The sequence below is a fragment of the Asticcacaulis excentricus CB 48 genome, assembly GCF_000175215.2.
GTDB classification, from domain to species: Bacteria; Pseudomonadota; Alphaproteobacteria; order Caulobacterales; family Caulobacteraceae; genus Asticcacaulis; species Asticcacaulis excentricus.
This window is the reverse complement of record NC_014816.1, coordinates 1,446,595-1,468,107: the sequence shown is the minus strand read 5'-3', so window position 1 is coordinate 1,468,107 and position 21,513 is coordinate 1,446,595. Positions and strand designations below refer to the sequence as shown.

Below are 21,513 nucleotides of genomic sequence, written 5' to 3'. Positions count from 1 at the left end.
GCATACCCTCTGCGGCCCGCTCCCGGTCTTTTTCATTCGCCTCTTAGCTTTAGATATATAAAGATAGATACACAGGGAATTGTTCTATGACGACATCTGCGCCTCATCTGATCCGTCCGGCCAATATCGCCCTGATTACCGGGCTGACCTATCTGATGTTCATGATGTTCGCCATGACGACCGATGCCGTAGGGGTCATCATCCCTGAAGTCATACGTGAGTACGGCCTGAGTATGACCGAGGCTGGGGCGTTTCATTACGCCACTATGGGCGGCATCGCCATTGCCGGCCTAGGGCTGGGGTTTCTGGCTGATCGTCTGGGGCGCAAGTGGACCATAATTCTTGGGCTAAGCCTGTTTGCGCTCAACTCCTTCCTATTTGCGGTCGGCAATGATTTTCTGTTCTTTGCTTGTCTGCTGTTTATCTCAGGGCTGGCCATCGGTGTGTTCAAGACAGGGGCGCTGGCCCTGATCGGGGATATCTCCACTTCGACCGAAAGCCACACGCGCGTCATGAATATGGTCGAAGGCTTTTTCGGCGTCGGTGCCATTATCGGCCCACTGATCGTAACACAACTTCTGGTGTCGGGGGCGTCGTGGAAGTGGCTCTACGTGATTGCCGGAACGCTGTGTACGTTGCTGATTATAACGGCCTTTGTGGTGCGCTATCCCGACCGGCAGACGGCCGCGAGCGACACTTTCAGCCTGAAAGCCTCGTTGAGCCTTGTGCGTGATCCTTACGCACTGGCTTTTTCGGCGCTCGCAATGTTCTATGTCGGCGTAGAGACGGCCATCTATGTGTGGATGCCAACCCTACTCAAAGGTTATCAGGGACCGGCGGTGTGGCTAGCGCTTTATGCCCTCAGTGTCTTCTTCGTGCTGCGCGCGACGGGGCGTTTTCTGGGGGTGTGGATGCTGGCGCGTCTGAAATGGACGCTGGTGCTGGTGCTGTGTGCGGGTGCTATTCTGGTCTGCTTCGTGGCGGCCCTGATCGGTGGGCAGACAGTGGCAGTCTATAGTTTGCCCCTCTCGGGCCTGTTCATGTCAGTAATGTACCCGACGATCAATTCCAAGGGCATATCGGGCTTCCGCAAGGCGCAGCATGGCGCGGCCGGTGGCGTGATTCTGTTCTTCACTTGCCTGAGTGCGGTTGTGGCGCCTCTTGCCATGGGTGCTGTGTCCGACCTGTTTGGCGGGGCGCAGTATGGGTTTGTGCTAGCCACCGGCCTTGCCCTGATCTTGTTCATAGCGCTGGTCTTCAACCACCGTCGCGACCCAGCGGGTGCGCGTCTGAAAGCGCTCAATGCCGAATACTGATCAGGTGGAGGCGCGCTCGATCAACCCGGCGGCCAGAACGGCGGAGGAGGTCTTTTCTCCCGCAAGCCGCCGGAACAGCAAATCGACCATCAGTTGTGCCCCCAGCCGCAGGTCCTGCTTTACGGTGGTCAGGGCCGGGGACATGGTCTTGGACATGGCCACGTCGTCAAAGCCGCAAACCGCCACGTCTTCCGGCACCCGCCGTCCGGCATCAATCAGCGCGTTGATTGCGGCAAGCGCGATCACATCCGATGCGGCAAAGATGGCATCGAAGCGCCGACGCGAGGCCACAAGCCCCTTTACCGTTTCATAGGCCGAATCTGGCGTGAAGTGCGTCTCGATGATCTGCGCGGGTATGAGTTTATGCCCGGCCTGTGCGAGGACCTCAGTAAAGCCTTTGAGACGCGCTGCCACTTCGGGCACCTGAGCTGGCCCTAGGAACAGGATCTGCTTGCGGCCCTTGCTCAGCAGATGCTCCCCCGCCAGTCGGCCGCCATGCACATTGTCCACGCCGACTGAGCAATAGCCCTGATCCGGCAAACGCTCGCCCCACACCACCATCGGGTTGTAGTGAGCCGAGATGGCGTTGATTTCATCGTGCTGATCGCTTTGGCCCAAAACCAGCATGGCATCGAAGCGGTGCGACTTCACCAGCGAATTGAGCCAACCGCTTTGCGGTGAAAGATTTTTGGAAAACAGCAGATCATAGCCGCGCCGGAACACCTCTTCGGACAAGTAACCGACCAGTTCGAGCAGGAACGGGTCGGTCATCTGCTGCCCGGTTTCGTGGCCCAGTGGCAGGACCAGACCGATGGTGCGCGTCGTTTGCATACGCAGGTTGCGTGCCGCCTGATTTACGGCGTAACCGTGCGCTTCGGCGATGGCGATGATGCGCTGTTTTTGCGGCTCCGGCACCAGCGGACTGTCGGCCAGGGCCCGCGAAACGGTGGCCAGTGACACTTCGGCCAGACGCGCAATGTCGGTCATCTTAACTTTGGCAGGGAGGGTGTCGCTCATCGCAAAAACGGTTCCATAGCCGCAGGTTAGAGTCATTCGAGCCGTAATTCAACGGCCTATGCCCGGATTCGTCCGCAGCTCACCGCTCTGGTCATGATGCGGCGGTCAAAAGCCAGCCGTAGAGCGGCAGACCGATCAGGATGTTGAACGGAAAGGTCACCCCGATGCTGAGGGGCACATAGACCGCCGGGTCGGCCTCCGGAAGGGCTGCGCGCATCGCCGCCGGGACTGCAATGTAGGAGGCCGAGGCGCACAGCACTGTAAACAGATAGGCCGTGCCGTAATCCAGACTTAGTAACGTGCCCGTCACGATCCCCAGTGCAGCCCCAATAAGAGGCATATAGATACCAAAGGCCAGAAGCGGTAGGGTGAACTTTGAAAGCTGCTTAAGATTGCGGCTGACCGTCAGCCCCATTTCTAGCAGGAAGAGACACAACAGCCCCTGAAATGGCTCGAAGACAAAGCCTTTCAGCTTTTCGGCCTGCTGCGGTCCGATCAGCGCGCCGATGATAAAGGCCCCCAGAAGCAGGAAGACGGCGCCATTGGTGAGGGTCTCAGACAGAATATGTAAAGGCGAGTGATTTTTAGTGTTCTCGCGCGCCAACATCAACCCGGACACAATGGCCGGGGCTTCCATCAGCGCGACAATGGCCACCACGACGCCGGCATAGGGCAGATGACGCGAGTCGAGCCAGCTTACGGCGGCAGCGAAGGTCACGACGCTGATCGAGCCGTAATGGGCGCTGACTGCAGCGCGGGTCGGGCGGTCCAATGGGGTGGTGAATTTCAACAGCCAGAAGCCAATAACCGGTTGGAGCAATCCGTACACCAGACCACAGCCTATCAGAATAAGAAGGGCCATGGTCAGGGTGCCCGTACCTGCCACGGCAATGCCCCCTTTCAGGCCAATCGACATCATCAGATAGATGGACAAAAACTGCACGACACCTTTGGGGAAGTGCAGGTTCGATCGGACAATGCCAGCCGCCGCCCCCAGTACGAAAAACAGGACCGGTGCGGTGAGGAAGTTTTGCGAGAGAGAAACAAACGTTGTCATGGGGCCTCCAACTGAGGAGGCCTTTACGAGGTCGCAATAAATTTATAAAATGAATTAGTTTAATCTCTATAATCGAAAAGGTGAATTAATGGCCTTTGACACCGATTTCCATACGCTGAGAGCGTTTGTCGCTCTGGCGGAAACCCTTCATTTCACCCGTGCGGCCGAACGGGTCGGGCGAAGTCAGTCGGCTCTGAGCGTGCAGATCCGCCGCCTGGAGGACACGCTGGGGCACAGCCTGTTTTTACGTAATCAACGCAATGTTCGTCTGACCGAGAGTGGTGAGGTTTTTCTGGGGTATGCGCGGCGGCTGATCGACCTGCAACGTGAGGCTTGGTCGCGCCTGTCTGAGCCAGAGGTGGAGGGTGAAATCCGGCTGGGGACGCCCGAAGATTTTGCCACCCACTACCTGCCGAGCGTATTGGCGACCTTTCGCAGCCTGCACCCGCGGGTGCACCTGAATGTCAATTGTGATCTGACGCTCAACCTGATGTCGGGCTATGAAAAAGGCCTGTATGATATTGTGCTGCTCAAACGTGACCCGCAGTCGGTAACGGGAGGCGTGCGGGTGTGGCGTGAGCCACTGGTCTGGGTCGCCAGTGGTGAGGCCGCCGATTCGGGGCCGTTGCCGCTTGTACTGTCGCCTTCGCCCTGCATCTACCGGGCGCGCGCCCTGCTGGCGCTTAATCAGCAGGGGCGGAACTGGCGCATCGCTTATACCAGCCCCAGCCTGACCGGCACTCTAGCAGCGGTGCGCTCAGGCCTGGGTGTTGGCGTGCTGCCGGCCAATATGATCCCGGCCGACATCCGCATCGTAGATCGCGCCTTCGACTTGCCGAGTCTGCCGGATGCAGAGATTGCCCTCCAGGCGCAACCCGAACTGGGCGAGGTAGGGCAGATGCTAGCACGCCACATTATGGACTGCCTTGATCACGGAACGCCTTCGTCGGGCCGCCATCCGACTTCAGCGCGGTGACAACCGGGTTTTTTTATGGGCGGCGAGGTTATTTGGGTGGTGTCTGGCTGGTCCAGCGGATTAGATCAGTGTTATAGCCCAGCTCTCGCGCCCGATCGCGGAGGTCTTCGCGCACTTTGAACGCCGGTGACGGTGCACGGGTCAAAATCCACAAATACTTCCCAGTCGGCTCGCCAACGATGGACCAGCTATAGTCGTCGGCATGATCCAGCACCCAGTAATTGCCGACATAGAACGGGCCGAAGAAGGAAACTTTCAGCTTGGCATTACCGCTGTCGCTGACGATCATGGCCTTGCCCTTCGACGACTTGCCCGGTTCGCCTTTGCGCCACCCGCAGGTGTTAAGAATGTTGATCTTCCCATCTTCGGCCAGGCTGTATTGCGCCGTAACCAGATCGCAGTCCTTCTCAAAGCGGTTCTCATAGCGCCCCAGTTCGTACCACAGGCCCAGATAACGAGTCAGTTCGACCGGCTTGGCCGGTGGCGGCACCTTCGGATTACCCACTGGCTTGGCGGATACGGCCTGAGCGCTTAGGGCCAAAACGGCGGCGGAAGCGAGGAGGACGGGCAGGGCGTAGTTGCGCGTTTGCATTTAGGTCTCCGTGTGTGGCTTAATCGTGCCGGTACCTTTGTAAAGATACGATCCGGCGGTTCCGTATCTTCAACTGCGAATTGGCAGAATCGTCCGCCCGTAAATCAAATACGGGGTAAAGGCCTCACCCTGCGCCGCTTCAGTTAGGATTTCATGCTGTATATTGAGCCCGCCGGTGAAGCTGCCGAAGGCGGGCAGGATTAGGCGGCTACGGTTGACGGCAAAGCACTTGCCGCTAACCTTGTGACCGCTAACCCGAGTGGTCAGCTTCGGGTGAAAATGGCCGATAATCTGGGGCTGATCTGTAGGTTCGGCTTCATGGCGGAAGCCGATTCCGTCCACCACATGATGGTCAACAAAGGTTAGGCTGTCGTCGCGGATGAGGCCGACATCATGATTGCCTTCGACCCACAGGCACGACTCGACCGCGCCGCACAGGCTCAGCAGATGGTGGCGCGTAGCGGCCTCCAGCCTTTGCCACGCCTCGCGATCGTGGAAACTGTCGCCCAGCAGGACAAGGGTGCGCGGCTGATAACGCATAATGAGCGCTTCGAGGCGCATTAGCGTGTCCAGCGTATCGTAAGGGGCGATCGGCGATCCGAACTGCGCCAAAAAGGTCGATTTTTCGAAATGTAAATCCGACACGGCCAGCACGCTGTGCGCCGGCCACCACAGGGCCAGTTCGGCATCCAGCACCATCCGGTGACCCGCGAACTCTACCTCAGCCGTCGAGGCCATCGACTACCTCCTGCATCAGACGTTCGGCGGCCGCTTCGGGGCCTTCCTGCTGCAACAGGGCCTCGATCCCGCCACCGGGCAGGCGCTCGGTCCGCACGTCCAAAATAACGGGCAAGGACAGGGGCGAGGGACGTGGCAGTTCGCAAAAGGCGATCCGGTCGCGGAAGGTCAAAATGAGATCTGTCAATCGGTCGAGGTCCAGAAGTTCGCGTTCGGCATCGGCGCGCGTCAGCCGCAAAAGCACATGATCGGGCTCGTACTTACGCAGCACATCATAGATGAGATCTGTTGAAAAGGTCACCTGTTTCAGTGTCTTACGCGCCGCATTACTGTTCTGTTCAACAAGGCCGGCAATGGTCGCCACCCGTCGGAAGGAACGCTTCAACATAGGCGAATCCGCCAGCCACTCCTCCAGTTCGTCCGCCAGAATGTCGGGAGAAAACAAGTCGTGAATCATACCGTCGGTCACCTGTTCGACACTGTTGATCGCCAGCCCGTAATCGGTGATGGTGAAACTCAAGGGATGAAGCTCGTAGCGCTCCATGCGCCGCGACAGCAGCATTCCTAGAGTCTGATTGGCGCGCCTGCCCTCAAATGTATAGAGGACCAGGGTGTAAAGCTTGCCGCGCGGAAAGCTCTCGACCAAAAGGTACTGACGGTCGGGCAGGCGCGAAAAGCGCGTTTGCAGCCTCAACCAGTCGCGCACCACAGCCGGCAGTTCGTTTAGCGTCGTCTCTGACTGCAACAGGCCGCGCACCCCGTCGGCGAGGAAGGTCGAAAGCGGCATCTGCCCACCAGAATAGGTGGGCAGCAACGGCTCCCTGGCCGCGGTGGGGCGGGCATCGAGCGTCATGTCGTGGATGCGCTCAAAGGCCAGGACCTCACCGGCAAAGAAGAAGGTGTCACCTGGACGCATGGACTGCCCGAACTGTTCCTCGATTTCCCCCAGATATTTGCCGCCGCGCCCGTGCAGACGACGCACCTTGAGCTTTCCGGCCTCGATAATGACGCCGATATTTTGCCGGTGGCGGCGGGAGATCTGGGGGGAGGCCGGTATCCACCCCTGTTCGGTCTCGCTCAGACGGTGCCACCGGTCGTAATTGCGCAGCACGTAGCCGCCATCAACGACAAAACGGAAAAGGGTCTCGAACTCGGCATAGCTCACGTGGCGATAGGACCATGCGGTACGCACAAGGGCATAAAGAGTTTCGGGCGTGACGGGCGCGCTGCACGCCGCATTAAGGATGAACTGTGCAAGTACGTCCTGCGCCCCCGGCTGAGGGACATCGCCGTCGAGTTTCCCTGCACGGATGGCGGCAATGGCGGCCTCGCATTCCAGCACTTCGAAGCGATTGGCCGAGCACAGAAAGGCTTTTGACGGCACATCGACGCGGTGGTTTGACCGGCCGATACGCTGCAAGAGGCGGCTCACGCCCTTTGGTGCTCCGACCTGTATAACCAGATCGACATCGCCCCAGTCGATCCCCAGTTCGATGGCAGAGGTGGCAACCAGCGCCCGCAGCTTGCCTGCGGCCATAAGACTGATGGTCTTCAGCCGCATCTCGCGCGTCAGAGAGGCGTGGTAGATGGCTATAGGCAGTGCCTCTTCATTGGCCTCCCACAGGAACTGAAACAGGAGCTCGGCCTGAGCGCGGGTATTGACGAAGACGATGGCGGTGCGGGCCTTCGCAATCTCAGACAGGATTTCCGGCACCGCATATAGCGCCATGAAGCCGTTATAGGGCGGCGCTTTGCGCGTGGGCAGTATGGCCACTTCGGGCGCGGCCTCAGCCATACCCAGGGTGCGGCTGTCGAGATGGTCGACGCGTTTATTCTCCAGCCCCAGCCAGCCGCAGAACAGCTCAGGCTCGGCCACCGTGGCCGACAGCCCGATGCGGCGAAAGCCCGGGCTGTAGGCCTCAAGCTGCGCCAACGCCAGCGCAATCAGGTCGCCGCGACGCGACGCCGCCACCTGATGGATTTCGTCGATAATGACGGCCTTTAGCGTGCCGAACATCTTTGCCGCGTCAGGATAGGACAGCAGCAGCATCAGTGATTCCGGTGTCGTCAGCAGGATATGCGGGGGCTTGGCGCGTTGGCGCTGGCGACGGTGTTGCGACGTGTCCCCTGTGCGGCTTTCCACACGCACTGGCAGGCTTAACGCTTCGATCATCGCTGTGACATTGCGTTCGATATCGTAATTTAACGCCTTCAGCGGCGAAATATACAGCGTGTGCAAACCGTTTGGCCGCGTCTGCGTAATATCAATCAGGGACCCCAAAAACCCTGCCAGCGTCTTTCCAGTGCCGGTCGGTGCGGTCAGAAGCGTCGAATGACCGGCGGCAAAGCGCGCCGTCATCTCACGCTGATGCGGCAACAGGGTCCAGCCTTGCAAGGTAAACCAGGACTGGAAGGCATCAGGTATCGTCATGGGGACGTTTTTAGCGTGAACAGTTATAAAAAGGCAGTTATACCACCCGTTACGTTCAAGATCGCCGGGGTGATCAGTGACCCATCCGCGTGACTGGATCGAAATCCGGCCCGAAGGCGTGTGGTGCCGGCCCGGTGGATTCTTTATCGACCCCATGCAACCGGTCGAAGTCGCGGTCATAACGCACGGCCATGCCGATCACGCGCGAGCCGGCCATCAGCACGTGTTTGCGACGCCGGAAACGCTCGCCATCATGCGCAGCCGCTATGGCGAAGATCATTTCAGCGAGGCCGAGCATCCATTGGCCTATGGGCAAATGGTTGACATCAATGGCGTGCGCCTCAGCCTGCACCCGGCGGGGCATATCTTAGGTTCGGCGCAGGCGCGGCTTGAATATGACGGGTCCACCATCGTCTTTTCCGGCGATTATAAGCGTCGGGCGGACCCAACCTGCGTGCCGTTTGAACCGGTGCCGTGCGATGTCTTCGTCACCGAGGCGACGTTCGCCCTGCCAGTGTTTCGACATCCGCCGCTGGCGGATGAGATCGCACGCCTGCTGGCCTCGCTGCGGCAGTTTCCCGATCGCTGTCATTTGGTCGGTGCCTATGCCCTGGGCAAGTGTCAGCGCGTGATTTGCGCCCTGCGCGCCGCGGGGTACGCTGATACTCTCTATCTGCACGGCGCCATGCAACGGTTGTGCGATCTTTATCAGTCACTTGGCATTGATCTAGGGCCGCTGGCGCCGGTGACGGCGGAAAACGCCCGGACGCTAGCCGGAAAGATCGTCCTTTGTCCGCCCTCGGCGCTCAAGGACCGCTGGTCACGCCGGCTGCCAGAGGTGCTGACGGCGGCAGCCTCCGGCTGGATGCGCATACGGGCGCGCGCCAAACAAAAAGGCGTCGAACTGCCTCTTGTGATTTCCGACCATGCGGACTGGGACGAACTGGTCGAGACTCTCAGAGATGTCGGCGCGCCGGAGGTATGGGTGACGCATGGCCGCGACGACGCATTGGTGCATCAGGCAACACTGATGGGGCTGAAGGGACGCGCCTTGCACCTGATCGGTTATGAGGATGATGCGGAATGAAAGCCTTTTCCCGTCTGCTGGAAAGCCTCTATTACGAGCCATCGACACTCGGCAAGACGCGGCTGTTACTCGACTATCTGCGCACCACGCCTGATCCGGACCGCGGCTATGCGGTGGCGATTATCGCAGGTGAGCTGTCCCTGCCCAATTTCCGGCGCTCAATGGTGATGGAGCTGATCCGCGCGCGTGTCGATCCGACGCTTCTCGCCCTAAGCCATGACTATGTGGGTGAGCTGTCGGAAACAGTCGCCCATCTGTGGCCGGCCGCCGAAGCCGAACCGGGCGACTTACCGCCGCTTCACGCAGTAGTCGGAGCCTTTCGCGATACGCCCAAGGCGCAACTGCCCGACTATGTGGTGGGGTTGCTCGATCAGATGACCTCGCCCGAACGCTGGGCTCTACTCAAGATCGGGGCCGGGGCACTGCGCATCGGCGTGTCGGGGCGTTTGCTCAAGCAAGTGCTGGCGAAATTTGGTGATCAACCGGTCGAACGTATCGAGAGCCTGTGGCACGGCATCGACGCGCCTTATCAACCGTTGTTCGACTGGCTCGAAGGGCAGGGGCCAGAGCCGGTCGTCAGCGGGCGCCTGACCTTCACCCCGGTCATGCTGGCCCACCCGCTGGAGGCCAAAGACCACGCCCTGATCACGCCGGAAACCTATGCAGCCGAATGGAAGTATGACGGAATCCGCGTTCAGGTGGTGGACTCGGCTCTGGGACGGGCTCTGTTTACGCGGACCGGCGATGATATCTCCGGCTCGTTTCCGGACGCGCTGGCGCATCTGAATTTTCATGCGGTGCTGGACGGCGAACTGCTGGTGCAGCGCGGCGAAGAGATGGGGACGTTCAACGACCTCCAGCAGCGACTGGGGCGCAAGGCCCCATCGGCAAAATATATGGCCGATTATCCGGCGGCAATTGTCGCCTATGATGTGCTGTTTCTTCAAGGCGAGGATATGCGCGCCCAGCCCTATGAACAGCGCCGTGCCCTGTTGCAGGCCGCGCTTGAGCACCACCGGCCCTATGGCATCCGTTTGTCGCCGCAACTGCCCTTTGGAGACTTTGCCGAACTGGAGGCCTTACGCGCCAGCGTCGAAAACGCCTCGGTCATCGAAGGTCTCATGCTCAAACACCGCGACAGCGCCTACGTCGCCGGGCGGCCGACGGGGCCTTGGTACAAGTGGAAGATCACTCCCAAACTGGTCGATGCAGTTCTGATGTACGCGCAACGCGGATCGGGCAAGCGGTCAAGCTTCTATTCCGACTTTACCTTCGGATTGTGGTCGGGGAACCAACTTCTGCCGATCGGCAAGGCCTATTTTGGTTTTACCGATTTCGAGTTGAAGGAGCTGGACAAGTGGGTGCGCCACAACACACTCAACAGCTTTGGGCCGGTGCGAGAAGTGAAGAAAGAGCTTGTGTTTGAGGTTGCCTTTGACGCTGTCAACCGTTCCAAACGCCACAAATCAGGCTATGCCCTGCGCTTCCCGCGCATAAGTCGGATCCGCTGGGACAAGCCGGCCCAGGAGGCCGATCATCTAAGCATTCTCGAACCTCTTGCAGGGACAAGCTGAGGCTTGCCGTACGTTTCATTTGATGAGACTGTGCGGCGTTACTCAGGGGTTTCTGCATGGCAGGTATTGATCTTTACGCACCGCGTCCGGAAAAGGCGCGTCGCACATGGACATGGGCGGCGATCGTGCTCACGATCGTCTTCATCATTCTGGGGCAGATCCCCGTCGTGATAGCGATGACGTGGCTTAAGTTACCTTTGGCTACAGGCATCGACTGGCGCGCCGACGCGCTGATGCTGCTGTTCTTTGCGCCAATAGCCCTCATCTTTTTCCTCTGGACCTTTCTGTTTGAGCGGCGAGGGGTCGGGGCGCTCGGCTTCAATAGGGGCGGTCTCAAACGCTATTTGAGGGGGCTGGCGATCGGCTTCGGCTTTGCTGCGGCGGCGATAGGAGGTATCTGGCTGGCCGGGGGATACACAATCGAAAGCTTCGGCGCATGGGGTGAGCCCCGGCTCATGACCTTTGTGCCCATCGCGGCCATTTTTGCGGGTTTTTTGGTGCAGGGCGCGACCGAAGAGATTGCGATGCGTGGCTATCTGATGCAGGTCGTGGCGTCGCGTCACGGCATCTATTGGGGCATAGGCATCAGCATGCTGGTCTTTTCCCTGCTGCACGCCGCCAATATTCCGCCGTCGAAGGAACTCTTGCTCGGTCTGACGAACATCGTTCTGGTGGGTATCTTTTTTAGTCTCTACGCGGTTCAGGAACGGTCTCTCTGGGGCGTCTGCGCGTGGCACAGCGCATGGAATTTCCTTCTGGGGGCCGGGTTCGGCGTTGAAGTCAGTGGTCAGAACCTCGATGTCCTCCCGCTGGTCACCGATCTAAAATCGACCGGTGCGGACTGGTGGATTACCGGCGGCAAGTTCGGCCCGGAAGGCAGCGTTATCACGTCTGTCGTGCTGATCGTCGGGATCGCATATCTGGTGTTGAAAGGTGCACTCAGGCCGCAGACAGTGCCCCCCGAAGACGTCTGACGGGAAAGTGTCGGGGCCTAGTCGAGTACCAGATCGCTCGAAAAAGATGAGGGCCGGGATTTGCGCGCCTGATCCGTCTGCGCATCAGCAATTTGCAAGAGATAGGCGTGCCGATCCTTAGCTGTCAGCCAGTTGAACGCGTGCGAATAGCTGGTGAAACGGCATAAGGTTTCATTGGGAAAACCGGGCAGTGGTCCTGCTTGATGCCAGCGCTCGCAACGCGACGCACAGACCAGTGCGACATGGGCGTAGCACTTGTGACGCCCGCGCAGGCCCTGCCAGCGTTTGGCCAGATTTGTGACGTGTTCGCTGCTGAAATCACGGTCATAACGCCGCATATCGACCAGTCGGTGATAAAGCCAGGGCCCCTCCACGCGCTTGAGCGACAGGAAGAATTGCTCAATAAGGACTTCCGGCGGCAGGGCGCCAACAGGACGTAGAACGATCACACGCAGGTCGCTGTGCGCCATGAAGATCAGCCTGTCTTTGTCTGTGAGCTGGCCCATCCTGTCCTCCGCCTTGGACGGTAACATGAAAGAGTTATCAAATTACAACCGAAAGTCGCGGAATAAAAAACGCTGTCGCTTACGCTGAAATCTTGCCTCGCTAGCGAAAACAGACGTGTATAAGGGTCGCGCGCCGCTTTTTAGATGGGCCTCTCTTTTCGTATGGACTTAACCCTGCCAAAATGGCGTGCTTCGCTGCGCATGATTCGTAAAGGCGCAACTACAGGATTTTAAGGTCATGGTGGAAGACAATGAGCGCGGCACTTACACGCCGCCGACCGAGGATCATCTGAACTACGACAGCCGTCGTACCGCACCGAAGCGGGATCAGACCCCGATCACCTTGATCGCGTCGTTTATCGTGCTGGTGGTACTGCTGCTGGCGGTCGTACTGTTCTACAATTCCGGTCTGAACACCCGTAAGGTCACGGATGTGGGTGACCCACTGACTGCCTATAAGGACGGCAGTATAGAGGAAGCCAAGCCGCTGAGCGACGAGGACCTACTCGATCCTTCGGTCAGTCAGGAAGCGCATGCCTCAGGCGCCGCGCCCGTTTTTGCCAATGACACAGAGGCTCCGCAAGCCCGCGAAGCCTCTTCGGCCGCGGCCCCGGGGGCCCCCAGCTCTAATGACAACCTGCTGCCGCCGGCCACTCAGCCGACGCAACCAACACAGCCTGCGCAACCGGCCCCAGTGGCCACGAAACCTGCTGAACCTGTGAAAGTCGCAGAAAGTAAACCCGAGATGAAGCCCGTGGCTGCGCCGGTCTCCGGCGGCGCATCTGTGCAGATTGGCGCCTTCTCTTCGCAGGCTATCGCTGACCGTGAATTCGCCGCCTTGGCCTCATCCTATGGCCTATTCCTCGGCGGCACGCGCAAGGTGGTCGAAAAGGTCGATCGCGACGGATCGACTTTTTACAGAACCTCCTTTACCGGCTTTGCTTCCAAGGAGAAGGCTCAGCAATTCTGCAACGCGCTGAAATCGGCGGGCAAGACCTGTTTCGTGAAGTAAGAGTCCGGTAAAACATGCTGAATATAAAACAAAAAGCCAAGGTTTCCGCAGCCATTTACGGCTGCGCAGGGCTTGAGCTGTCCGCCGCTGAGCAGGCGTTTTTTGCCTCTAAAAAGCCGCTGGGCTTTATACTGTTCAAGCGCAACATCGACACGCCGGAACAGGTTCGTGCTTTAATCAGTACACTCAAGGCCGCGGCCGGCCACCCCGATGTTCTGATCCTGGTCGATCAGGAAGGCGGGCGTGTGCAGCGTTTCAAAGCGCCGCACTGGCCGTCCTACCCGCCCGCCGCCGCCTATGAAGCCGTGGCCAACTCACCGTTTGAACAGCGCGAATATGTCCGCATGGGCGCGCAACTGATGGCACACGATCTGCGCGCGCTGGGCGTCAATGTGGATTGTGCACCGGTGCTGGATGTCCCGCAGGCGGGCACTCACGACGTAGTCGGTGACCGGGCCTATGGCCTGACCGCTGAGACGGTGGCCATCATGGGCCGCGCCGCCGCCGAAGGATTTTTGGCCGGCGGGGTGCTGCCGGTGATTAAGCACGCGCCCGGTCATGGCCGCGCTCAGGTCGATTCGCATCACGAACTGCCGGTCGTTAAGGCGCGTCGTGATGAACTGGAAAAGGTCGATTTCCTGCCTTTCTCCGTCAATGCTGACATGCCCTTAGCCATGACAGCGCACGTCGTTTACACGGCGCTCGACCGCCGCAACCCGGCTACCACCTCCAAAAAGGTGATCAAGGTCATCCGCGAAGAGGTCGGCTTTGACGGCCTGCTGCTCAGCGACGACATCGGCATGGGCGCGCTGAAAGGTCCGGTTGGGGCGCGGGCACGGGCGTCGCTGCGCGCCGGTTGCGACATCGTCCTGCATTGCAGCGGCGACCTTGAGGAGATGAAGGCCGTGTCGGTCTTCGTGCCAACCATCCGCGGCAAGGTTCAGCAGCGTCTCGAACGCGCGCTCCTGCGCCTTAAGCATAAGATCGAACCGCTGAACATCGAAGAGGCGCGCGGCCGCCTTCAGGTGTTGCTGCACCGTCCCGTCACTGTGCGCGAAGAGTATGAGGATTTCGTCGATCCGACCGCCTATCAGGAGGTCTACTAAGTCGTGAACACGCGCGGGGGCGCTTTGCCGGGGCTTGAAAACGAGGTGTTTCAGCACCGCCTCGATTTCACGACCGATGCCGTGCCCGTGGCGGAAATTGAGGCCGACGACGCCCTTCTGCTCGATCTCGATGGCTACGAAGGCCCCCTCCACGTGCTGCTGGAACTGGCGCGGCAGCAGAAGGTCGATCTGCTGAAAATTTCGATCACGCGACTGGCTGAGCAGTATCTCGTATTCATCCAGCAGGCACGGCGGTTGCGTTTTTCGCTGGCGGCCGACTATTTGGTCATGGCCTCGTGGCTGGCCTATCTCAAATCCCGTCTGCTGCTGCCGGTACCGGAACGCAAGAAAAGCGATGAGCCGGAACCGGAAGAACTGGCCGCTGCGCTGGCCTTTCGCCTCAAGAAACTGGAGGCTATCCGTAAGGCGGTGGAGGCCATCACCTCTCGCCCCCAATTAAAACGCGACGTGTTCGCGCGTGGTGATCCGCAGGCCACAGTAATTCTGCCGTCGTCACGACTGGATGTGTCGCTATTTGATCTGATGGGGGCCTATGTCACCCAGAGGCAGCGCGAAATCGCTCGCCATTACGACCCTACCATGCGCGTCGAGGCCTTCGCGCTGGAGGACGCGCGCGACCATCTGCGTGATGTGCTGCCGCAGTTATCGGACTGGACGGCGCTAGATGAAATTGCGCCGCAGCCGGTCGGCGAGGGCGGTCCGCGCCGCGCCTCCTACATCGCTTCGACCTTATCGGCGGGGCTAGAACTGACCAAGGAGGGCCTGATGCAGGTGCAGCAACTGGGCACGTTCGACACGCTTTACCTGCGCCGTCGCCTCCCGCTGATGGAGGGACGATGACCCTCGATTTGTCCGCCAAACTCGATATCGAACGCGCCATCGAGGCCCTGTTGTTTGCCGCTGCGGCCCCTCTTTCGGCGGCTGATCTCGCGCGTCGCCTGCCCGAAGGGGCTGATGTGGGTAAGGCTTTGGCGGCGCTCAAAAGCCGCTACGCCGACCGGGGCGTGACCCTCGAAGTTGTAGCCGACAAATGGCAGTTCCGCACTGCGCCTGACCTCAGCCACCTGATGGTCGAAGAACGCGAGGAACCGCGCCGTCTGTCCAAAGCTGCTTTGGAAACTCTCGCCATCATTGCCTATCACCAGCCGGTCACACGGGCGGAGATCGAGACGGTTCGCGGCGTCGGCCTGTCGCGCGGCACGCTGGATGTGCTGCATGAGATGAACCTGATCCGTCTGCGGGGACGCAGGCGTTCGCCGGGCCGCCCGGTTACCTATGGCACGACCGAACACTTCCTGGAGGTGTTTTCGCTACCCAGCCTTCACGACCTGCCAGGCGCGGCAGAAATGCGCGCTGCCGGTCTGCTCGACCTCAATGTCCCCGCCGATTTCGTCATCCCCGAACCCGGCGGCGCGCGGGAGGCCGAAGACCCCATCGGTCTTGAAGAGCTGGAACAGGTCGAGTTTGCACAGGATTTCTTTGAAGGCGCCGACAGCGACCGCGACTAGACGGTGGAGTTGGGCTTATTTTCGCTTTGATGTACGCCTACAATACGCCTATAAGAGAGCAATACTTGTATCCCGAAGATGCGCCGCCGCAAGGCAGCGCCGCGCGTATGGAGATCTGACATGGGTAGCATGAGCATCTGGCACTGGGCCATCGTCGCGGTTGTCGCGCTGCTGCTGTTTGGCGGCCGCGGAAAGCTGTCGGGCCTGATGGGCGATGCCGCAAAGGGCATCAAAGCCTTCAAGGACGGCCTCAAGGACGAGGACGTCAAGAAGGACGAAGCCAAGCCTGAAACGGCCAAGACCGTCACTGACAAGGACGCGGCCTAAGCCTTTTTCGTTATTTTGTGCGTGACCGCCCCTCGCTAAAAAGGGGCGGTTGCTTTTTCTTGTTCTGACCCTAAGGCGTAATTTGAATGCTGCCCGGTATTGGGGGCTCTGAGCTCGTACTCATTGCGGTGGTGGCCCTGATTGTGGTGGGGCCCAAGGATTTGCCGAAGCTGTTGCGGCAACTGGGTCGCTTTGTGGCCAAGATGCGCTCCATGGCCGACGAATTTCGCACCTCCTTCGACGACATGGCGCGTCAGTCGGAACTCGACGATCTGCGTAAGGAGGTGGAGGCGCTGCGCTCCGGCAATGTCACCTCGCCCGTCATCGACGACATCCGCGAAGACATGCGGCGCATCGAAGGCGAGATCAACGACGCCATCCCGCCCAAGGGTCACTATTACAGCGACAATGTCGATGTACCGTCGCCCGATGCCTATGATCATGGGCACACCCCGGCGGATTTCGGCAAGCCGTCTCTGACCGACGAACCCGAAGTGCCTAAGCCGGCAGCGGACCCAGCCATAGCAGAGCCGGAAAAGAAGCCGCGCAAGCCGCGCGCGAAGAAAGCCGCCGAAGCCGTTGAAAATGCATCGGTTGTGGCTGAAGCTGAAACGGTTGTGTCTAAACCTAAGCGCAACCGCGCCAAAAAGACGACTGAGACTTCCCCGTCATGAACGATCTGGTGACCAAAGACGACCTCCACCCTGATGAGGCCGAGATCGAGGCGTCGCGCGCGCCACTGATGGACCACCTGATTGAGTTGCGTTCGCGCCTGATCTGGATGGTCGTGGCCTTTGTGGCGGCATTTCTGCTGTGCTTTGGCTTCGCCGAGCCGATCTACATCTTCCTAACCCATCCCTATGAGATGGCCAACCGCATGTTTGAGGCCTCGCGCGCCAGTGGCGGACATGGGGCCGGGCCATTCGATCTGATCGAGATCATTTTGGGCCTCAAAGAAGTGCCGCAGGCAAAGAACAGCGTGGCGCTGATCACTACGGCACCGCTGGAATTCTTGTTCACCAAGATGAAGATGGCGGGCTTTGGGGCGGTTATCCTAAGCTTCCCTGTGATCGCCTGGCACCTCTATCGCTTTGTTGCACCGGGCCTCTACAAGCGCGAGCGCATGGCCTTTTTGCCGTTCCTGATCGCCGCGCCAGTGCTGTTCGTAATGGGGGCACTGCTTGTCTATTACGTTATCCTGCCGATGGTGCTGTGGTTCTCATTGAGCCAGCAAATTCTGGGGGCAGGGGCCGTCACCGTGCAACTGATGCCCAAGGTGTCCGAATATCTGTCGTTGGTCACCACCCTGATGTTGGCCTTCGGCGCCTGTTTTCAGTTGCCGATTGTGCTGACGCTGCTTGGCCTGACCGGAATGGTGTCGTCGAAAATGCTGTCATCGGGCCGTCGCTACGCCATTCTGGGGATCGTGGTCGTTGCAGCCGTGGTCACGCCGCCGGACCCCATTTCGCAGCTCATGCTCGCCATTCCGATTGTGCTCTTGTACGAAATCTCGATCCTGTGCGTGCGGGTGATCGAATGGCGGCGCAAAGAGCCGTCGATTGTAAGCTGAGCCATCCCCCTTCCGTCTTTCTCGTCAATGAAGCATTGACGAGAAATCCACCTTCCCCGTAAACGGGGAAGGATTTTTCCTCCCTACCTGCGCAGCGGGGAGGGGGGACCGCGAAGCGGTGGGTGGGGCGACCTGTCCACCGAGACCTTGAGGACACTTCCATGCACGATATCAAAGCTTTACGCGAAACACCAGAAGCCTATGTAAGGGGCTGGTCATCGCGTGGCCGTGAGTCGGCTCAAGCCGATGTCGATGCGCTGCTGACGCTGGACAAAGACCTGCGTGCCGCCAAGACGACCTTCGAGACCAATCAGGCACAGTTGAAGAAGCTGTCCGGGGAAATCGGCAAGGCCAAGGCGCAAAAGGACGAGGCGCGGGCCGCTGAACTGATGACCGAAGTCGAGGGCCTGAAAGGCGCGATTGCCGTGGCGCAGGAAACCGAGCGTCAGACCGAAGAGGACCTACGCACCCTGCTGGCCTCGCTGCCCAATATCCCGTTTGAGGACGTGCCGCTGGGCGAGGATGAGGCGGGCAATGTCGAAATTCGCCGCCACGGCGCGCCGAATATCCTCAGCTTCCTGGCCAAGGATCACGCCGATCTGGGCGAAGCGCTTAAGGGGCCAACTGGCCCATTGATGGACTTCGAAGCGGCGGCCAGGATGTCTGGCTCGCGCTTTGTGGTGCTTAAGGGGCAACTGGCGCGTCTGGAACGCGCCATAGGTCAGTGGATGCTCGACACCCAAACCACCGAGCACGGCTACACCGAAGTCAATCCGCCGGTTTTGGTGCGCGAAAATGCGCTGTTTGGTACGGGGCAATTGCCGAAGTTCGAAGAAGATTTGTTTAAAGCAGGTCTTACGTTTAGCCGTGAACGTCTGGCTGGTCAGGCGCGTGAGGCAGGAATAGAACTGAAGTCGCTTGATGAGCAAACATACGAATTGATTATTGCTCAAATGGGTGAAAACGCCCGCTACCTCATCCCCACCGCCGAAGTGTCTCTGACCAACCTCGTGCGCGAAGCCATTACGGCGGAAGAGGAACTGCCGCTGCGTCTGACGGCCCTGACCAACTGCTTCCGCGCCGAAGCCGGGTCGGCGGGCCGCGACACCAAGGGCATGATTCGTCAGCATCAGTTCCAGAAGGTCGAACTGGTGTCGATCACCACGCCGGAACAGTCGGCAGCCGAGCATGAGCGCATGACCGAATGCGCCGAGGCCATCCTCAAAAAGCTCGACCTCAGCTTCCGCACCATGCTGCTGTGCACCGGTGATATGGGCTTTGGCGCGCGCAAGACCTATGACCTTGAGGTGTGGCTGCCGTCGCAGAACACCTATCGCGAAATTTCGTCCTGCTCCAACTGCGGAGATTTCCAGGCGCGCCGCATGGACGCCCGCACACGCAAGGCCGGCGAAAAGGGCACGCGCTTCCTGCATACGCTGAACGGTTCGGGTCTGGCGGTCGGCCGCACGCTGGTGGCGATCATGGAAAATTATCAGGACGAGGGCGGTCGCATCGCTATCCCCAGCGTGCTGCAACCCTATATGGGCGGCCTGACGCACATCGGCTGAGCCAGCGCGGGCCAAATTCGCCTGTGGATAGATTTTTTATTAAAACAGTGGCACACTCTCATCTTATTTTCGAGTGAGTGCCATGCAGACCCATCCGTCGTTGATTGAACGTTCGGTCGGTGCCACGCTGTGCGCCTTTACGCGCCGGGACCTGCCGCCTGAAGAAGCCGAGCTTGAACTGGTGGAAATCATCGCCAGCCAGATCGACGGCAAGACCGACTACGCCATGGCTGTCATCGGCTTTTATGTGCGTCAGATGCTCAAGGCGCTGGCGGCCCGGCAAATGGCGCTGGCCGACGCCTTTGATGCCGTGGTTGATGCGGCGGCCTGCGCCACCTCCGGCCATATGCAAGCGGCTCTCAAACTGTCTGAGCCAGTGTCAAGGCTGCGGCATTAAGCCCTGTCAGTCGCACGGCAATTTATTTCCCATAATCTATATTATGCGATATATTGGTGTAGCGCCCATATGAGAATGTCACCCCTAAACCAATTAGGAATGTCACTCTCCAGCTTTTTAGCTGGAGGTGTTAAAGATGGCAGTTCGCATCATGAGCGACAAAGAGTTGGCGCGATTCGAGGTTCTACGCGATCTCGACCACGAGCGCCTCACCGCCCAAGCCGCGGCAGATATTCTAGGCCTTAGCCGGCGCCAGACGCTTCGGCTGCTCCAAGCCTACCGGACGTTCGGCGTTAACGGTTTGGTATCAAAGCAGCGCGGCCCGCGGAGCAACCGGCGCAAGCCTGACGAAGTTCGCGCCGAAGCTTTGGCGATCATCCGCGAACGTTATGCCGATTCCGGCCGCTGATCGGCTGTGGATGGTTGAGCAAGGCCTCTGGACGACACGTAAGAAGCGCCGGCCGCGTGTCTAGCAAGCCCGTTATTGGCGGGTCTGCGGGGCGTTCAACTCTTTCGATGCCGCCTTCAGCATTCCCCGGGTCTACATGGCCCAGTAATTGGTAATCATTTAGCTCCCGCTTAGTGTCTCCCCTGCCCTGGCTGGTCGTCTTTCGCCCAATGGGAGCCAGGTTGAATCCTATTCGATCGTCTTCGACGTCGGATTAATGGAAAACAGAAAAGGGGCTAACGTTTTTAAAACTGAAAGGCATTTTACAGTTGAATTTTTGGTCAACCAATTGTATGGTGTTGATATGCGGTGTCCTGCACCGTTGCCCTTCGGGGCTTTCCTCCCTGTATCGACTTAAGGCCGTGCGTTTTTCGCGCGGCTTTTTTTCGCGGATGAGCCCTAGAGGTTCCACAGAATGCTCCACAGGGGGAATTATTAAGAATAACATTGTATTGAGTGTGCCAATCCCTTTTCGCACCCCGTGCGGCTCATCTAAACGAGGCAAGAATGGCTGAAGGACTGGCGCTGGTTATCGAAGACAGCATGACCCAGGCAAACATCGTCGGGCGGATGCTCAAGGACGAAGACTGGGACTATGTGGTGGCGCGCTCCCTTGCCGAATGTCACGACGTGCTGTTGCAGCAACGGCCGAACCTGATTTTCGTTGATGTGTTTCTAGGCGAAGACAACAGCCTTGACCATATCACGCAAATCCGCGACCGCGCATTGGACGCCACCATCGCCATCATGACTGCCGGATCGCGTGACGCTTCGGTGGACAGTACGCTGAAACTGGCGCGCAGCACCAATGTCGATTACGTTCTGCGCAAGCCCTTTTCGCGTCAACAGATGCGCGCCATCGTCGAGTCGGCGCAGGCTGACGCCTCCGAGGGCCGCAAGCGCAAGCACGCTCTGGTCATCGACGACAGCCACACCGTGGCCACCCTGACCGCGCAGACCCTGTCGGATAACGGCTACCGCGTATCGATTGCGCACAGCATGGAAGAGGCGCTAGACAACGAAGACATCGCCCACGTTGATCTGATCGTCTCGGACATCTTCATGCCGGGCATGGGCGGACTTCAGGGGATTCGCGTCATCAAATCGACCTGGCCCAATGTGCGGATTCTGGCGATGTCGGCGGGACTGGATGCGCGCGTCAGCTCGGACCGCGCGACGTCGGCCGCCATGGCCGCCGGGGCCGACGCTGAAATCCAGAAACCGTTCCGCCCGGTCGAACTGATCAATACGGCCATCCGCCTGATGGCCTCCTAACAGGTCGCACAGC

General features: G+C 59.4%; 22 protein-coding genes. 16 read left to right on the top strand and 6 right to left on the bottom strand.

Annotated features, from left to right (window positions below):
• Positions 1-86 precede the first annotated feature (86 nt).
• Complete coding sequence (locus tag ASTEX_RS06800) at positions 87-1,316, top strand: MFS transporter (protein WP_013478869.1); 1,230 nt, start codon at positions 87-89, stop codon at positions 1,314-1,316.
• Here the strand turns inward: ASTEX_RS06800 and ASTEX_RS06795 are convergent, their stop codons facing one another.
• Both ASTEX_RS06795 and ASTEX_RS06790 read right to left on the bottom strand, forming a co-directional pair.
• Positions 1,317-2,333 (bottom strand): LacI family DNA-binding transcriptional regulator, encoded by a 1,017-nt coding sequence (locus ASTEX_RS06795; protein WP_013478868.1) that lies wholly within the window; start codon positions 2,331-2,333, stop codon positions 1,317-1,319.
• A gap of 91 nt (positions 2,334-2,424) precedes the next feature.
• Positions 2,425-3,390, bottom strand: a complete 966-nt coding sequence (locus ASTEX_RS06790; RefSeq protein WP_013478867.1) for a sodium-dependent bicarbonate transport family permease — start codon at positions 3,388-3,390, stop codon at positions 2,425-2,427.
• 88 nt (positions 3,391-3,478) lie between these two features.
• Between ASTEX_RS06790 and ASTEX_RS06785 the strand changes: the two genes are divergently transcribed.
• Positions 3,479-4,366 (top strand): LysR substrate-binding domain-containing protein, encoded by an 888-nt coding sequence (locus ASTEX_RS06785; protein WP_013478866.1) that lies wholly within the window; start codon positions 3,479-3,481, stop codon positions 4,364-4,366.
• A 28-nt stretch (positions 4,367-4,394) separates the two neighbouring features.
• On the opposite strand, the gene ASTEX_RS06780 is transcribed toward ASTEX_RS06785, so the two are convergent.
• The 3 genes from ASTEX_RS06780 to ASTEX_RS06770 all read right to left on the bottom strand — a co-directional run bounded on the left by ASTEX_RS06780 (position 4,395) and on the right by ASTEX_RS06770 (position 8,127).
• Entirely contained in the window at positions 4,395-4,958 is a 564-nt protein-coding gene (locus tag ASTEX_RS06780; RefSeq protein WP_013478865.1) for a lipocalin family protein, read from the bottom strand.
• A 69-nt stretch (positions 4,959-5,027) separates the two neighbouring features.
• Complete coding sequence (gene pdeM, locus ASTEX_RS06775) at positions 5,028-5,696, bottom strand: ligase-associated DNA damage response endonuclease PdeM (protein WP_013478864.1); 669 nt, start codon at positions 5,694-5,696, stop codon at positions 5,028-5,030.
• Positions 5,680-8,127 (bottom strand): ligase-associated DNA damage response DEXH box helicase, encoded by a 2,448-nt coding sequence (locus tag ASTEX_RS06770; protein ID WP_013478863.1) that lies wholly within the window; start codon positions 8,125-8,127, stop codon positions 5,680-5,682. The genes pdeM and ASTEX_RS06770 overlap by 17 nt, the downstream gene beginning before the upstream one ends.
• Before the next feature lie 76 nt (positions 8,128-8,203).
• Between ASTEX_RS06770 and ASTEX_RS06765 the strand changes: the two genes are divergently transcribed.
• From ASTEX_RS06765 to ASTEX_RS06755, 3 genes are read left to right on the top strand one after another with little or no spacing between them, the layout of a single operon-like run.
• Positions 8,204-9,214, top strand: a complete 1,011-nt coding sequence (locus ASTEX_RS06765) for a ligase-associated DNA damage response exonuclease (RefSeq protein ID WP_013478862.1) — start codon at positions 8,204-8,206, stop codon at positions 9,212-9,214.
• A complete protein-coding gene (locus tag ASTEX_RS06760; RefSeq protein WP_013478861.1) occupies positions 9,211-10,788 on the top strand; it encodes a cisplatin damage response ATP-dependent DNA ligase in 1,578 nt (525 codons plus the stop codon). Before ASTEX_RS06765 ends, ASTEX_RS06760 begins: the two co-directional genes overlap by 4 nt.
• A 56-nt stretch (positions 10,789-10,844) precedes the next feature.
• Positions 10,845-11,762 (top strand): CPBP family intramembrane glutamic endopeptidase, encoded by a 918-nt coding sequence (locus tag ASTEX_RS06755; RefSeq protein WP_013478860.1) that lies wholly within the window; start codon positions 10,845-10,847, stop codon positions 11,760-11,762.
• A 17-nt stretch (positions 11,763-11,779) separates the two neighbouring features.
• On the opposite strand, the gene ASTEX_RS06750 is transcribed toward ASTEX_RS06755, so the two are convergent.
• The gene (locus ASTEX_RS06750) at positions 11,780-12,268 is read right to left on the bottom strand and encodes a hypothetical protein (protein ID WP_013478859.1); all 489 of its coding nucleotides are present in this window, start codon (positions 12,266-12,268) and stop codon (positions 11,780-11,782) included.
• A gap of 238 nt (positions 12,269-12,506) precedes the next feature.
• Here ASTEX_RS06750 and ASTEX_RS06745 point away from each other — a divergent pair, with 238 nt between their 5' ends.
• The 11 genes from ASTEX_RS06745 to ASTEX_RS06695 all read left to right on the top strand — a co-directional run bounded on the left by ASTEX_RS06745 (position 12,507) and on the right by ASTEX_RS06695 (position 21,500).
• Positions 12,507-13,280 (top strand): SPOR domain-containing protein, encoded by a 774-nt coding sequence (locus tag ASTEX_RS06745; protein ID WP_013478858.1) that lies wholly within the window; start codon positions 12,507-12,509, stop codon positions 13,278-13,280.
• Positions 13,281-13,294: 14 nt separating this feature from the next.
• The gene (nagZ, locus tag ASTEX_RS06740; RefSeq protein WP_013478857.1) at positions 13,295-14,386 is read left to right on the top strand and encodes a beta-N-acetylhexosaminidase; all 1,092 of its coding nucleotides are present in this window, start codon (positions 13,295-13,297) and stop codon (positions 14,384-14,386) included.
• A 3-nt stretch (positions 14,387-14,389) separates the two neighbouring features.
• Positions 14,390-15,247, top strand: coding sequence for a segregation and condensation protein A (locus ASTEX_RS06735; RefSeq protein ID WP_013478856.1), 858 nt, complete (start codon positions 14,390-14,392; stop codon positions 15,245-15,247).
• Complete coding sequence (gene scpB, locus ASTEX_RS06730) at positions 15,244-15,915, top strand: SMC-Scp complex subunit ScpB (RefSeq protein WP_013478855.1); 672 nt, start codon at positions 15,244-15,246, stop codon at positions 15,913-15,915. Before ASTEX_RS06735 ends, scpB begins: the two co-directional genes overlap by 4 nt.
• A 120-nt stretch (positions 15,916-16,035) precedes the next feature.
• A complete protein-coding gene (locus tag ASTEX_RS06725; protein ID WP_013478854.1) occupies positions 16,036-16,242 on the top strand; it encodes a twin-arginine translocase TatA/TatE family subunit in 207 nt (68 codons plus the stop codon).
• Between the two features lie 86 nt (positions 16,243-16,328).
• Positions 16,329-16,916 (top strand): Sec-independent protein translocase protein TatB, encoded by a 588-nt coding sequence (tatB, locus tag ASTEX_RS19655; protein ID WP_013478853.1) that lies wholly within the window; start codon positions 16,329-16,331, stop codon positions 16,914-16,916.
• Positions 16,913-17,812, top strand: coding sequence for a twin-arginine translocase subunit TatC (tatC, locus tag ASTEX_RS06715; RefSeq protein ID WP_013478852.1), 900 nt, complete (start codon positions 16,913-16,915; stop codon positions 17,810-17,812). The genes tatB and tatC overlap by 4 nt, the downstream gene beginning before the upstream one ends.
• A 161-nt stretch (positions 17,813-17,973) precedes the next feature.
• On the top strand, positions 17,974-19,380 hold the full coding sequence (gene serS / locus ASTEX_RS06710) for a serine--tRNA ligase (protein ID WP_013478851.1): 1,407 nt from the start codon (positions 17,974-17,976) through the stop codon (positions 19,378-19,380).
• Between the two features lie 82 nt (positions 19,381-19,462).
• On the top strand, positions 19,463-19,777 hold the full coding sequence (locus ASTEX_RS06705) for a hypothetical protein (protein ID WP_013478850.1): 315 nt from the start codon (positions 19,463-19,465) through the stop codon (positions 19,775-19,777).
• 136 nt (positions 19,778-19,913) lie between these two features.
• A complete protein-coding gene (locus ASTEX_RS06700; protein ID WP_083805561.1) occupies positions 19,914-20,186 on the top strand; it encodes a helix-turn-helix domain-containing protein in 273 nt (90 codons plus the stop codon).
• Between the two features lie 546 nt (positions 20,187-20,732).
• Positions 20,733-21,500 (top strand): response regulator, encoded by a 768-nt coding sequence (locus ASTEX_RS06695; protein WP_013478849.1) that lies wholly within the window; start codon positions 20,733-20,735, stop codon positions 21,498-21,500.
• Positions 21,501-21,513: the final 13 nt, after the last annotated feature.